This is a genomic window from Luteimonas terrae, assembly GCF_031457535.1.
Taxonomy (GTDB): domain Bacteria; phylum Pseudomonadota; class Gammaproteobacteria; order Xanthomonadales; family Xanthomonadaceae; genus Luteimonas; species Luteimonas terrae_A.
This window is the reverse complement of record NZ_JAVDWO010000002.1, coordinates 143,533-157,294: the sequence shown is the minus strand read 5'-3', so window position 1 is coordinate 157,294 and position 13,762 is coordinate 143,533. Positions and strand designations below refer to the sequence as shown.

Genomic DNA, 13,762 nt, shown 5'->3' with positions numbered 1-13,762 from the left:
GGACGCGCGCCGTGCACGATCCGCGCGAACGGGCGTGCGCCGCTCAGCCGCGGTGTTCGCGCGCCAGATACTCGGCGCTGCGCATTTCGATCAGGCGCGAGGCGGTGCGTTCGAATGCACCGGTCAGGCGTTCGCCCGAGTACAGCGCCGGCGGTTCGGCGGCGGCGGTGCAGACCAGATTGACGTGGCGGTCGTAGAGTTCGTCGATCAGGGTGACGAACCGGCGCGCGGCATCGTCGCGGGTGGTGTCCATGTGCGGAATGCCGCCGAGCAGCACGGTGTGGAATTCGGTCGCGACCTGGATGTAGTCGCTGGCGCCGCGCGGGCCTTTGCACAGCGCGTCGAAATCGAACCACGCCATGCCCGGCGTGCGCGCACGCACGTAGATGCGGCGGCCGTCGATCTCGACACCGGCGTCGCGGTGTTCGTCGTCGCCGCCGAGTTCGTGCCAGCGCGTGTCCAGCCAGCCGTCGGCGTCCGCATCGAGCGGCGTGCGGTAGACCGGCGAGCGGGTCAATGCCCGCATGCGGTAGTCGGTGTCGCTTTTGAGATAGACGACCCGGCAATGCTGCTGGATCAGTGCGATCGCCGGCAGGAAGCGCACGCGCTGCAGGCCGTCCTTGTACAGATCCTGCGGATCGACGTTGGAGCTGGTCACCAGCACGATGCCGTCAGCGAACATCCGGTCGAGCAGGCGCGCGAGCAGCATCGCGTCGCCGATGTCGCTGACGAAGAATTCGTCGAGCACCAGCACGCGCAGCCCGGCATCGCGCCAGCCGCGCACGATCACCGCGAGCGGATCGCGCTCACCGCTATGCGCGCGCAGCGACGCGTGGACCTCGCGCATGAAACGGTGGAAATGGGTGCGGCGCTTGCGGCCGAGTTTCGGATCGGGTGTGGCCTGACGCGTTGCGTGCCGAGGCGACGGTGTCACGGATGCGCCCGAAGAAGCGGGCTCTACTGGCGCTTCGCCCTCACCCCACCGTTCGCTCTGCGAACGGTCCCCCCCTCTCCCGGTGGGGAGAGGGGCGTCAGTCGGGCCTTCGGCCCGAAGTATCTGCAGGGGCAAGCCATCGTGAAACAGATCGATCATGAAGGTCTTGCCGCGACCCACGCCGCCCCACAGGTACAGGCCCGCAGGTGCGTCCGGGGCATTGCCACCGCCGAACAGGCGACCGAGCATGCCGCGTCGCGCAGGCGGCTGGACGAGCGCGGCATGCAGGCGGTCGAGTTCGACCAGCGCCGGCTGCTGCGCGGGATCGGCCTGCCAGTCGCCGCGTGCGACACCGGCGGCGTAGCGTTCGGACGGTGTCGGCACGGGGCTCATTGGCGACCCGCCGCGGGCGCAGCGCGACGGCCGGCGCGTGGCGCCGTTCGGGTTGACGCCTTGCGCATCAGCCCGATGCCTGCGGCAGGTAGGCCTTGACCCCGTGCTTCACCACGCCGCGCAGGTCGATCATCTTGCGATGGAAGAAATGGCCGGTGTCGGGCATGCGCACCAGCTCGGCCTGCGCCTTGCGGTCTTCGAGCCACTGGTAGACCGCTTCGGGATCGACGATCTCGTCGGCCTCGCCCTGGATCACCAGCCACGGGCAGGTCGGCAGCACGATCGAGTCGAAATCCCAGCGGCCGGCCGGCGGTGCGACCGAGATCAGCACGTCGGGCTGCAATGCATCGGCCGCGCGCAGCGACACGTAGGCGCCGAAACTGAAACCGGCGAGCCACAGCGCGTGGCCGGGCCGCTCGCGGCGGACCCACTCGACCACGGCGGTCAGATCATCGGTCTCGCCGATGCCGTTGTCGTAGCTGCCGGCAGACGCACCGGTGCCGCGGAAGTTGAAGCGCACCGTGGCCGCGCCAAGCTCGCGCAGCGTGCGCGCGACCATCGTGACAACTTTGTTGTGCATCGTGCCGCCCTCGGTGGGCAGCGGATGACAGACCACGGCGACGAACGGCAGCGCCGCGACATCGGCGTCGGGCACATCGATCGCGGCCTCGAGATCGCCTGCGGGACCGGGCAGCACCAGCGGCCCGGATTGTGTGGGGAATGTGGGGGACATCATGCCGCGATGATACCGGGCCGGTTGCGATGGGACTGTGGCCGAGGGCGGCCTTGCGTGACGTTCAACCCCTCCCCGCCTGCGGAGGAGGCCGGGAGGGGGCGGGCATGACTTGCACGGGGCGACGATCATGCACAGGAAGCCGAACGCCTTCGCGCGACTCGGCAACGTCCACGTCTGACGGTTCGCCCCCACCCAACCCTCCCCCGTACACGGGGGAGGGCTCGAGACGTCAGCGCCCGCGCAGCTTCAACCCCACCACCAGCGGATCGTGATCCGAACTGCGCCAGGGTCCGCTGGCTTCGCGCTCGCGCATGTCGTCCGGTTCGTCGGCATTGATATGCCATTTCGCCGCGCCGGCCACGCGCTCGGCCAGCGCCGGGCTCAGCAGTGCGTGGTCCAGGCGCCCGGCCTGGCCGTCGAAGACGAAGCTGTGCGGCGGCTCGGCGGCGCCCGCGAACGGGTCGCGCCAGCCGGTGTCGTAGAACAGCCGCAGGGGATCTTCGCGGGCATAGGCGTTGAAGTCGCCGACCACCGCCACACGCTCGTTCGAGCCTGTCGGCGCCGTCTCCAGCCACGTCAGCAGGCGATGCGCGGATTCGGTGCGCGTGGCATTCCAGCAGGCCTGGCCGTCACCGATGTCGCGATCGGCGCCCTCGGCCGTGCCGCAGCCCTTGGACTTGAAGTGCACGGCGACAACGCTGAAGTCCGCGCCGTCGGGCTGGCCGTCGCGCACCGGCACGAAGGCCTGGGCCAGCGGCACCCGGCTCGATCGTTCAAAGGGGCCGCCGCCGAGCGTGGCAGGGTCGCCTTGCGGACGCACGCGGGTGTCCCGGTAGATCAGGCCAACGCGGATCGCATCGCTGCCTGGCCCCTCGCCGGTGCCGACGAAGCGCCAGTCGCGCGTCGGGCCGGCCGCGTTGAGGGCGTCGACCAGCTGGGCGATGCTCGAGCGCGCGTCGTAGCCGTCGTTCTCCAGTTCCATCAGTGCGGCCACGTCGATATCGAGGGCGGTGATCGTCGCCACCAGGCCTTCGAGCTGGCGGGCGTATTGCGCGGGGGTCTCGGCGCCGCGTGCGGTGGGGAAGCCGCGGCCACGGCCATTGCCGTTGAACAGGTTCTCGAGGTTGAACGCGGCGATGCGCACGTCGCCTTCGACGACCGGCGGTGCCGGACGCGGCGCCGGCTGCACCTGCACGGGGGCGGTGAGCTGCAGCCGCCAAGCCCCGTGACGGTAATCGACAATGCCTTCCACGCCGGTCAGCACGCTGCCGTTGCGCAGGGCGCGGGCCGTCTCGGGCAGGTACCAGGGCGCGCCGTCCTCCGGCGCGTCGTCGCGGCCGTCGTCGAGCAGGATGCGGCGATGGGCGTTGGCGGACTGGACCATCGCGGCCTTGGCGCCCGGCTGGGCGATCTCGCTCGGCACGTACAGGCGACCATCGAAGCTCGCCACCAGCGTGCCGCGACGCGAGCGCTCGTGCTGGCCGCTGACGGTCAACGGCGCGTCGATGCGGACCCGGCGCCCGATGAGTTCGGACCAGTTCTGCGGGGCGCCGGTCAGGCGCGCCGGTGGCAGCGCAGGCGCCGGGGTCGGCAGCGTTTCGATGTGCGCCGGATGCATGGTCCGCAGACCGTCGACGCTGCGCAGGGGACCGGTGACACGCACGTGCGCGCCCAGTGGCGGCGCCGACGCGCCGTCCGCGGCGACAACAAACACCCCGGCGGGCGGCGCGCCACGTCGCAGCGCCGCGGACTCCATGAACCAGCCGCCCATGCCCTCGACGAAATCGCCGGTCACGTGTCCGTCGACGACCCAGTCCGGGTCTTCGAACACGACCGGCGAGCTGTCACCGACCGGCGAGCTGTCGGCCACGCGCGGCGCGTCCGGTCCCGGGGCCGTCGCGCGACAGGCGGTGAGCAGGGCGCAGGCAAGCAGGCCCGGCAGCAGGCGGAGGGAGCGGACGGGCAATGGCATGGGCAGTCTCCAGAGGCTCCGTGCGGAGGCCGGGCCGGACGTGACGACGCCGCCCGGGCAGGCGGCGTCGTGGGGGCGATGCGGTGTCCTGCTCGCGCTTATTTCAGATTGTCGACCATCCAGTCGACCGCGGCATGCATCTGCTCGTCGTTGAGCGCCGGGTTGCCGCCGCGCGCCGGCATCACGCCGGCTGCGCCGGTGAAGCCTTCGATCGAATGGCGGTACAGCGTTTCCGTGCCCTGGGCGAGGCGCGCATCCCAGTGCTGGTGGTCGAGCGTCGGTGCGCCGCCGGCGCCCGAGGTGTGGCAGCCCGCGCACAGGTTCTGGTAGATCACCGAACCGTCGGTGGTGCCGCCGTAGGCGACCTGCGCAGCGGCAGCGGCCGCTGCGGCAGCCGTGGCGGCGGCCTGCGATGCGGCGCCGGTCGCGCCGGCATAGACCGCGCCGACCGGCGCGATACGCGCCTCGGTGCGCTTGGCAACACCCGGCGGCACCTCGGTGGGTAACGACTTGTGCAAGTACCAGGCGCCCAGCATCAGGCCCAGCGTCACGATGGTCAGGAAACCCAGGACCATCGAGAAGCGCTTGAGGAATTCGAGATCGTAATTACGCACGAAACACCCTTGGCGACATGGCGTGTGGCCACAGCTGCGCCCGAGTATACGGGGAGGTTTTCAAGAATGCTGCGTCCGGTCCGCGGGCGTCGGCAACGACCTCACATGCCCGCGTAGTTCGGCCCGCCGCCGCCTTGCGGCGCGACCCAGACGATGTTCTGGGTCGGATCCTTGATGTCGCAGGTCTTGCAGTGCACGCAGTTCTGCGCATTGATCCGCAGGAACGGACCGTCCGGTCCGTCGAGGAATTCGTAGACCGCCGCCGGGCAATAGCGTGCTTCGGGGCCGGCGTAGGTCGCCAGGTTCACGGCGACCGGCACCGACGGATCCTTGAGCGTGAGATGCGCCGGCTGGTCCTCGTCGTGGTTGGTGCTCGACAGGTACACCGAGCTCAGGCGGTCGAAGGTCAGCGCGCCGTCGGGCTTCGGGTAATCGATCTTCGTGTGCTGCGCGGCGGGTTCCAGGCACGCGTGGTCGGGCCGGTCGCGGTGGATCGTCCACGGCGGCACGCGCATGCCCAGCTTCGGCAGCAGCCACTGCTCGATGCCGGTCATCAGCGTCGCGGTGGTGCGACCCTTCTTGAACCACTGCTTGAAGTTCTTCGACTGCGACAGTTCGGCATGCAGCCAGCTCGCTTCGAACGCGGCCGGATACGCGGTGAGCTCGTCACCGCTGCGCGACTCGCCGAGTGCGGCGAACGCGGCGTCGGCGGCGAGCATGCCGGTCTTGATCGCGGCGTGGCTGCCCTTGATGCGGCTGGCGTTGAGCGTGCCGGCCTCGCAACCGACGAAGGCGCCGCCCGGGAACACGAGCTTGGGGATCGACAGCAGGCCGCCGGCGGTGATCGAGCGCGCGCCGTAGCCGATGCGCTTGCCGCCTTCGAGGTACTTGCGGATCGCCGGATGCGTCTTGAAGCGCTGGAATTCCTCGAACGGGCTCAGCCAGGGGTTGCGATAGTCGAGGCCGACGACGAGACCGATCGCCAGCTTGCCGTCCTCGGCGTGGTAAACGAACGAGCCACCGTAGGTGTCGCCGTCGAGCGGCCAGCCGGCGGTGTGCACCACCAGGCCCGGCTCGTGCTTGGCCGGGTCGATCTGCCACAGCTCTTTGATGCCGAGGCCATAGCTCTGCGGGTCGCGGCCTGCATCCAGCGCGAACTTCGCGATCAGCTCGCGGCCGAGCTGGCCACGCGAGCCTTCGGCGAAGATCGTGTACTTGGCCAGCAGCTCCATGCCGAGCTGGAATTCGCCGGTCGGCTGTCCGTCCTTGCCGATGCCGAGGTTGCCGGTGGCGACACCGCGCACGTGACCGTCGTCGGCGTAGAGCACTTCGGCTGCCGCGAAACCGGGGAAGATCTCCACGCCCAGCGCTTCGGCCTGCGTGGCCAGCCAGCGCACCAGGGCGCCGAGGCTGATGATGTAGTTGCCGTGGTTCTTGAAACAGTCGGGCAGGAAGAAATCCGGCGTGGATTTCTGGCCCGTCTCGTCGAGGAACAGGAATTCGTCGCGGGTGACCGCCTGCTTCAGCGGCGCACCCTTCTCCTTCCAGTCCGGGATCAGTTCGGTCAGCGCACGCGGGTCGATGATCGCGCCCGAGAGGATGTGCGCGCCCGGCTCGGAACCCTTTTCCAGCACGCACACCGACACCTCGCGGCCCGCTTCGGCCGCCAGCTGCTTGAGCCGGATCGCCGTCGCCAGCCCACCGGGACCTGCGCCCACAACGACGACGTCGTACTCCATCGATTCGCGTGGGCCGTGGGTGTCGAGCAGTGCCTGGGGAGTGGTCATCGTTGCCTTGGGCGGTGTGCCCGGGTGACGGAAAGTGGGGCCAGCATCGCAGTCCGCGCGCGATGGCGGCGTGGGCCGGCGAGTGTAACGCGGTGCTTCAACCGGCCTGCGCGTCAACGGGTCATGCGCGTCGGCGCCTGCGCGCGGGGCGGCTCAGCTCAGCGTGGCCGCGCGGGCAATGGAAACGGCGTGACCACGGCCTCGCCGGTGGCCGCGTCGCGGATCGCCGAGTGGCCTTTTTTCTCGACTTCCTCCACCCGCAGCACGCTCTGCATCGGCAGGTGCAGCGTGCGGGTGCCGGCGAACTCGTCGCGCAGGCGTTCTTCGGTCGGGTCGACGACGAGGCCGTCGTGGACATCGAACACCAGCTCGGACACTTCGACGAAGCCCCACAACCGCCCGCTCTCGACCTGCCGTGCATACAGCGCGTAGACCTTGCCGTGGTTGAGGAAGGTGACCTTGTAGAGCGTCTTGGGTGTCATGGGGGAATTGTAGAAGCCGTGATTAGTAATTGGTGATTGGAAAGGGCAGCGCTACGCGGGGAGGTGGAGGCGGTGCGGTCTGCTGCTTCGAATCACAAATCACCAATCCCCCTCAATACCCCTTGAGCTGTCGCAGCCGCTGGCCGATCGCATGCCGCGAGACCAGCGCGAACACCACGCCGAACAGGAAGCCGGCCACGTGCGCGGTCCATGCGACCGCGCCGAAGGCCGGGCCGATGTAGGCGAAGATCACCTGCAGCACCGCCCACACGCCGATCAGCAGCGACGCCGGTGCACGCACGAATTCCAGAAACAGGCCCAGCGGCACCACTACGCCCAGGCGCGCGCGCGGGAACAGCGCCAGGTACGCGCCGATCAGTGCCGACACCGCGCCGCTGGCGCCGATGATCAGGCGGTCAGGGGCGCCGATCGCCAGCACCGCCGACAGATTCGCCAGCGCGCCGCCGACGATGAAGAGCACCAGCAGCCGCCACGCCCCCATCAGGCGCTCGGCCGGCAGGCCGAAGATCAGCAGGAACACCAGGTTGCCGAGCAGGTGCGCCCAGTCCGCGTGCAGGAACAGGGCGGTCACCAGACGCAGCCACGGCCCGGCGTCGAGCCAGTTCACCAGGGTGCCGTCGGTGCCGACCGGCCCGCCGTAGAGCGCGCCCCAGTCGAGCAGCAGCGTGTAGTGCTCGTTGGCCGGGCGCGTGCTCGCCCACAGGAATGCCAGCCACAGCGCCGCGCACAGCATCGGCACCGCCCAACGGAAGGGGGTGCGGGCGCGGCGGTTGGGGATCGAGACGAACATCTGGCGACCATTGTCGATGGCCGTCGCAGGGCCGGTAAAGGGCGTTGGAAACGCGCGCGGAGAATGCCGCGTTGCAGCAAGCCTTCCACACGGGATCGTACGGTATAGTGCGCCCGCTACGCGCGTTCGGGAGGGGAATTCCGACAGGTGGTGGTGGACGGAGGGGGCCCCGTCTGCGCCAGGCGCAGCATCACAACAACACCTGTTTGGGAGAGAACGCGACACATGGCTACCAACCCCCGCTACATGCAGAGCACCGTCCTCGCTGTCGGCATCGCCGCCGCGCTGGCGTTTGCAGGCCAGGCCAATGCGGCCGGCTTCCAGCTCAAGGAAAACAGCGTCAAGTCGATGGGCAGCGCCTTCGCCGGCACCGCCGCCAAGACCGGCGACAGCTCGGTCGTGACCAATAATCCGGCCGTGATGACCCAGTTCGAAGGCACCACGGTGCAGCTCGACCTGACCGTTATCGACCTCAACTACGAGTTCCAGGGCAGTGGCACCGACGCCCTCGGCCGCCCGCTGACGGGCAGCAACGGCGGCAACGCCGGCGACGTGACCCCGGTCCCGGCGTTCTCGGTCGTGCACAAGCTCGACAATGGCGTCGCGCTCGGCGCGATGGTCAGCGCCCCGTTCGGTCTGAAGACCGAATACGACGCGGGCTGGGTCGGCCGTTATGCCGCGCAGACCTCGGAAGTCGAAATCATCGACTTCACGCTGTCGGGCGCGGTCGACATCACCGACCGCTTCTCGGTGGGCCTGGGCGTGATCGCCTCGCGCGCTGACGTCACGCTGTCGAAGGCAGTCGATTTCGGCTCGCTGTTGGCGCAGCAGGGCGTCCCGCTGCCGTTCGCGCAGCCTCAGGGCGCCGATGGTCTGGCGGTCGTGCAGGGCGACGACAACGGCTTCGGCTACATCCTCGGCGCGAACCTGCGTCCGACCGACAATCTGTCGATCGGCGTCAGCTACCGCTCCGAGATCGATTACGAGCTGACCGGCACGGCCGACTGGACAGTGCCGGACAACGTGCGGGGCGTCTTCTCCGGAAGCGCGGCCACGTCGGTGCTGTTCCAGGACGGCACCGTGTTCGCCGAACTGACCACCCCGTCGATCCTCAACATCGGCGCCGCCTGGCAGGTCAACGACGCGCTGATGCTGTCGGCGACCTATGCGCGGACCGACTGGTCGTCGCTGCGCGAAGTGCGCATCCAGTTCGACAACCCGGATCCGGATTCGGTCGAGCCCTTCGAGTGGAAGGACACGTACTTCGCCGCCCTCGGCGCCGAGTACAAGCTCAGCGACAGCTGGAAGCTGCGCGGCGGTGTCGCGTACGACGAAACCCCGACCAGCCTCGAGCACCGCACCCCGCGTCTGCCCGATGCGAACCGCATCTTCTATTCGGTCGGCGCGACCTGGACGATGAGCGACGCGTTCGACGTGAACTTCGCCTACACCCGCATCGAACCGCGCGATCCGAAGATCGACACCACCAGCGGCGGCAGCCGCGTCGCCGGCGATTTCGACGGCAACGCCAACCTGTTCGGCGTTTCGGCGCAGTACCGCTTCTGATTTTCGCAACATCGTGACAAGAAAAAGCCCCGCTTCGGCGGGGCTTTTTTGTGGCGAGGGGATCTGCAGAAACGCGCACCGCATGCCGCGCGGTCTGCGCGCGCTCATCACGCCTGCGCGCGCGCGCCCCAGCGCAGCAGAAACGCTTCCGGCGGCAGCGGTCGTGCGATGCGGTAGCCCTGGATCTGCTCGCAACCCGCCTCTCGCAGGAAATCGTGCTGCGCCTGCGTTTCGACACCCTCGGCGACCACACCGAGCCCCAGCTGGTGCGCCATTGCAAGGATCGCGGTGGTGATCGCCTCGCCATCGCCGGGAATCTCCCGGACAAACGCCATGTCGATCTTGAGCGTGTCGATCGGCAGGCGTTGCAGATAGGCCATCGACGAGTAGCCGGTGCCGAAATCGTCGATCGCAAGCCGCAGGCCCCTTGCACGCAGCCGCGTCAGCAGGGCGATGGCCAGGTCGGTCTGCTCCATCAACACGCTCTCGGTGATCTCCAGCTCCAGGCAACCGGGTGGCATTGCGTGGGTGTCGAGCACCGCGTCGATGAAAGCCGGCAGTTGCTCGTCGCGCGTCTGCCTGACGGACAGGTTCACCGCGATGCAGACACCGTCGAATCCTTCCTGCCGCCAGGCCGCGAACTGGCGACAGGCCTCGCCGATCACCCAGCGCCCGATCGGCACGATCAGTCCCGACTCTTCGGCCACCGGCACAAAGGTCGCCGGCGAGATCGCGCCTAGCGTCGGATGCTCCCAGCGCAGCAGCGCCTCGATCCCGGTCAGCGCGCCGGTGCAGGTGTCCACCTGCGCCTGGTAGTGAAGCGAAAGCTCGTCGTGCTCGAGCGCGCGCCGCAGATCGGTCTGCAGTCTCAGGCGCTCGGCCATCGCCTCACGCAACTGCGGGTCGAAGAACGCAACGCGGTTGCGTCCGTGGCGTTTGGCCTCGTACATCGCTGCATCGGCATTGCCCGGCAGATCGAGGAACACCGGTGAGTCCAGCGGGTAGAGGCTGACGCCGATGCTCGCGGTGACATGGAGCTCCTGGCCCGCCACGGAAAACGGGGCGGTGAACTGCACCAGGATGCGCTGGGCGACCGTCTCGGCGACCGCCGCGCTCACCACGGGCCGCATCAGCACTGCGAATTCGTCTCCGCCCAGGCGGAACAGCGTATCGCTGTCGCGGATGGCCGAACGTAGCCGCACGCCGACCTGGCGCAGCAGTTCATCCCCGCCGAAATGACCGAGCGTGTCGTTGATTTCCTTGAACCGGTCCATGTCCAGCTGCAGCAGCGCATGGGGCTCTCGCGTACGGCTGCTGTGCACGCGTTGCAACGTGGCATTGAAGGCGTTGCGATTGCGCTGGCCGGTGACCGCGTCGTGGTGCGCCAGGTATTCCAGCCGGGCTTCGGCTGATCGCATGCGTGCACGCATGCGTGCGAGCAGAGGCAAGCTCAGTGCAAGGGCGACCAGCGCCGCGAGCAGGAAGGCGCCGGCGAACGCGAACAGGCGGCTGTAGACGCGTTGCAGCGAGACGTGGAGTACGACCGTGCCCAGGTGCTGCCCGGCGTACTCGATCGGCGCCGCCACGCGCGCGCACTGCAGTTCGCAGGCCTGCGCATCGGCATCGGCGTCCGGGGCCACGGTCGTGTAGGTGGCGAGCACCTGGCCAGTGGCATTCTCGAGGCGCGCGCTGTGCACCGTGGCCGATGCACTGAGAGCATCGAGCATTTCCTGGGCGACCACGCGATCATCGAACATGACCGCGGCTGCACTGTTGAGCGCGACGATGCGCGCCTGTGCGTCCGCGTTGTCGATCAGATCGCGGCGTAGACCGAAGTACTGCAGCAGGGCCAGCACCGCGCCCGCCAAGGCCAGCACCAGCACGGCTGCGGGCAGATTAGATCGCGCGAGCTGCGGGCCGAGGCGCTCAAAGTGCCGCGTACTCACAACACGCGTCTCGCCAGCCGCAACAATCGGCTGCTGAACGTGAGGCCGACGCGGCCGCCGGACGTCGCGTCCACTTCGAACCGCACCCGGGTGCCGTCGCGTATCAATGCCGCGGCGGTCACCGCGTCGGGCAGTACGCAGCCGTCGCAAACCACCAGACGCCCCGCAACGGCCGGCCCGGGCGGGACCGTGGTGGCGCGCACCAGAACGTCGCATCCATCCGCCGGCGCCAGGACCGGACGCAGGCTCAGCCGCCGCGCGCCGATCTGCTTGCCATCCAGCGCCGCGAGCGCATCGGTGAGGCCCGGGTCGACGGCGGTACAGACCCGTACGGTGCCGGGTTGCAGGCCACGGTCCCAATCAGTGAAGGCAATGATGTTGTAGACGAACGCCGCTTTGAGCGCGCTTTCGTCGACCTGTGCAAACGCCGATGGGGACAGGGCGAGGCACACGGCCAGCACGGATGGCGCGGTGTACGCGACGTGCCAGATCCACGGGTCGGAACGTGCCGGCATCAGAATCGCCAGAGCACGTCGAGCATCGCCGTGCGGCCGCGCCGCGGCACTGCTTCTGGAAGGAACTCTGGACCCGCCGGGTCGGCGTAGGTCCGGTCGAACAGGTTGTCCACCCCGAGCGACACGTCGACGCGCGTACCCGGCACGGCCCACAACAGGTTGGTATCGACGACAGTCACGCCGCCGACCCGTCCGTCCCGCGTCGCCCGGCTGGAGGTGTAGCGGCTGCCGAGCGCCAGTGACACCGACTCGCCCAGCGGCGCGGTGACATAGAGCTTGCCGAGGTGGCGAGGGGAGTTGATCGGCTGCCCGTGTTCGTTCCAGCCTTCGACGTCCGCATAGGCATAACTGGCCCGCACCTGCATCCCGCCGGCCCAGCGACGCAGCAAGCTGGCCTCGACGCCGCGGCTGCGGGCGGACGCGGCGTTCTCCAGAGTCAGCATGCCGTCGCTGTCTTCGACCAGGGTGATCAGGCTGCGCAGCCTGTACCGGTAAATGCCCAGGTCAACCTGGGTGGTGGTTCCCAGTTCCTGGGTGAGCAGCAGCTCGGTGGTGTAGATGTGTTCGGCGCCGAGATCGGGGTTCGCGCGCTGGCCGCCGGGTCCCTCTACCTCGTACTCGCGCTCGTAGCTGTTGGGGCTGCGGAACGCATGGCCGGCAATGGCCTTGAGCGTGGTCCCCGGGCGCAGGGCGCCGACCAGAGCGACGCGCGGACTCAGGCGCACACTGTCGCCGGCCTCGCTGTCGAGGCGCAGCCCCGTCGAGAGCGCCCACTGCAGGTTCCACGTCCACTCGTCGTTGATGTAGATGCCAGCGCGCTCGCCGGCATCCCGGGACTGGAAAAGCACCTCGCGAGACGCGACGTCGATGTTGGACTGGTCGACCCCGCGCTTGAGGTTCACTTCGACACCCGCGGCGATCACATGCCCCGACAGCGCTCGGGTGACGATGCCCGATTCCAACGCGAACGAACGGCCGCGTGCTTCGTCGCGGTTGAGCTCTGGATAGACGTAGTTGCCGACATAGCGGAAATCCAGCAGGCGCCCCTGCACGAACCAGTCCGTGGACGGGGTCAGTGCCTGCCTGTAATCGACGCCGAGCATCGCCCAGCGGTCGTCGATATCGGCGCCTGGAATTCCGAACACCTGGCCGTAGTTTGCGGTGGGGATTTCCTTGCGTCGTCTGCCGGCGACCAGCAACAGACCGAGATCACCGCTGCGGTGGTGCACGAAGATCCGCCGCGTGCGCGTCGCGTCCAGGCCTCGGGCAATCCCGTCGCTTGCCGCGTCGGCGTATACGGGCAGCGCGAGATCGTCGCCGTCGCTCCGGCTGACGCTGGCCGACAGCACGGTCTCTCCCAGCGCGCCGCGCGTCACGACGGAGCTGCGCAGCGCGCGCGTGTTCTGGCTGCCGACACCCGTCTCCAGTTCACCATGTCCGAACGAGGCCGCGTCGCGGGTCATCACGTTGACGACCCCGAAGAATGCGTTCGAGCCGTACAGGGCGGAGCCGGGACCAGGGACGTATTCGATGCGTTCGATCAGCGCCATGTCGAGCGGAAAGTCACTCCCGACCACCCCCTGGCTGTAGACCGGGTCGTTGAGCCGGTGCCCATCGACCAGCACCAGGAAGCGGGTGTCGTAATCGCCGGGCCGCAGGATTCCGCGGGCGCCCAGATAGCTGTAGCCGCGGTCATCGCTGACATGCAGGCCAGGCAGACTTTCCAGGGCCTGCGCCAGCGTGCGCCAGCCATGGCGGCGAATGTCGTCGGCAGTGATGACGCGCACGGCCGAGGGCGCTCGGCTGGCCTTCTGGTCGAAGCGCGACGCGGTCCGCACATCCATGTCGAGCAGTTGCTCGAGCGGCAGCGCGGTCAGATCCTGGGCACCGGGCTGCGCGGACGCGCACGTGCTGGCCATCGCCAGCAGCGCCAAGCACAGGTGGATCCGGAGGCGGCTTTCCGGCGCGTGGGCCGGACGCAGGGTGGAGGCAGGCGTCATGAACGG

General features: G+C 68.8%; 10 protein-coding genes and 1 pseudogene. 1 reads left to right on the top strand and 10 read right to left on the bottom strand.

The features are described 5' to 3' along the window. Positions 1-43: 43 nt before the first annotated feature. The 7 genes and pseudogenes from zapE to J2W68_RS03055 all read right to left on the bottom strand — a co-directional run. Positions 44-1,312: pseudogene (zapE, locus tag J2W68_RS03085) on the bottom strand (cell division protein ZapE); the annotation flags it as partial. An 82-nt stretch (positions 1,313-1,394) separates the two neighbouring features. Beyond that, positions 1,395-2,063, bottom strand: coding sequence for an alpha/beta hydrolase (locus tag J2W68_RS03080; RefSeq protein ID WP_310232707.1), 669 nt, complete (start codon positions 2,061-2,063; stop codon positions 1,395-1,397). A 229-nt stretch (positions 2,064-2,292) separates the two neighbouring features. Continuing rightward, positions 2,293-4,035, bottom strand: a complete 1,743-nt coding sequence (locus J2W68_RS03075; protein WP_310232706.1) for an ExeM/NucH family extracellular endonuclease — start codon at positions 4,033-4,035, stop codon at positions 2,293-2,295. Between the two features lie 98 nt (positions 4,036-4,133). Then, positions 4,134-4,649, bottom strand: a complete 516-nt coding sequence (locus J2W68_RS03070; RefSeq protein WP_310232704.1) for a c-type cytochrome — start codon at positions 4,647-4,649, stop codon at positions 4,134-4,136. A 101-nt stretch (positions 4,650-4,750) separates the two neighbouring features. Continuing rightward, positions 4,751-6,436 carry an electron transfer flavoprotein-ubiquinone oxidoreductase gene (locus J2W68_RS03065; RefSeq protein WP_310232702.1) on the bottom strand — a complete coding sequence of 562 codons (1,686 nt, stop codon included), beginning with the start codon at positions 6,434-6,436 and terminating at the stop codon, positions 4,751-4,753. A gap of 158 nt (positions 6,437-6,594) precedes the next feature. Continuing rightward, positions 6,595-6,918, bottom strand: coding sequence for a DUF1820 family protein (locus J2W68_RS03060; RefSeq protein WP_310232700.1), 324 nt, complete (start codon positions 6,916-6,918; stop codon positions 6,595-6,597). 112 nt (positions 6,919-7,030) lie between these two features. After that, the gene (locus J2W68_RS03055) at positions 7,031-7,729 is read right to left on the bottom strand and encodes a rhomboid family intramembrane serine protease (RefSeq protein ID WP_310232699.1); all 699 of its coding nucleotides are present in this window, start codon (positions 7,727-7,729) and stop codon (positions 7,031-7,033) included. A gap of 225 nt (positions 7,730-7,954) precedes the next feature. Here J2W68_RS03055 and J2W68_RS03050 point away from each other — a divergent pair, with 225 nt between their 5' ends. Continuing rightward, positions 7,955-9,295: an OmpP1/FadL family transporter gene (locus J2W68_RS03050; RefSeq protein WP_310232696.1), complete on the top strand. Its 1,341-nt coding sequence runs from the start codon at positions 7,955-7,957 to the stop codon at positions 9,293-9,295. Positions 9,296-9,402: 107 nt separating this feature from the next. Here J2W68_RS03050 and J2W68_RS03045 read toward each other — a convergent pair whose 3' ends face one another. The 3 genes from J2W68_RS03045 to J2W68_RS03035 are packed head-to-tail and all read right to left on the bottom strand — an operon-like array spanning position 9,403 to position 13,756. Continuing rightward, complete coding sequence (locus J2W68_RS03045; protein WP_310232694.1) at positions 9,403-11,241, bottom strand: putative bifunctional diguanylate cyclase/phosphodiesterase; 1,839 nt, start codon at positions 11,239-11,241, stop codon at positions 9,403-9,405. Beyond that, complete coding sequence (locus tag J2W68_RS03040; protein ID WP_310232692.1) at positions 11,238-11,756, bottom strand: YfiR family protein; 519 nt, start codon at positions 11,754-11,756, stop codon at positions 11,238-11,240. The genes J2W68_RS03045 and J2W68_RS03040 overlap by 4 nt, the downstream gene beginning before the upstream one ends. Continuing rightward, positions 11,756-13,756 carry a TonB-dependent receptor plug domain-containing protein gene (locus tag J2W68_RS03035; RefSeq protein ID WP_310232689.1) on the bottom strand — a complete coding sequence of 667 codons (2,001 nt, stop codon included), beginning with the start codon at positions 13,754-13,756 and terminating at the stop codon, positions 11,756-11,758. The genes J2W68_RS03040 and J2W68_RS03035 overlap by 1 nt, the downstream gene beginning before the upstream one ends. Between the last annotated feature and the right edge of the window lie 6 nt (positions 13,757-13,762).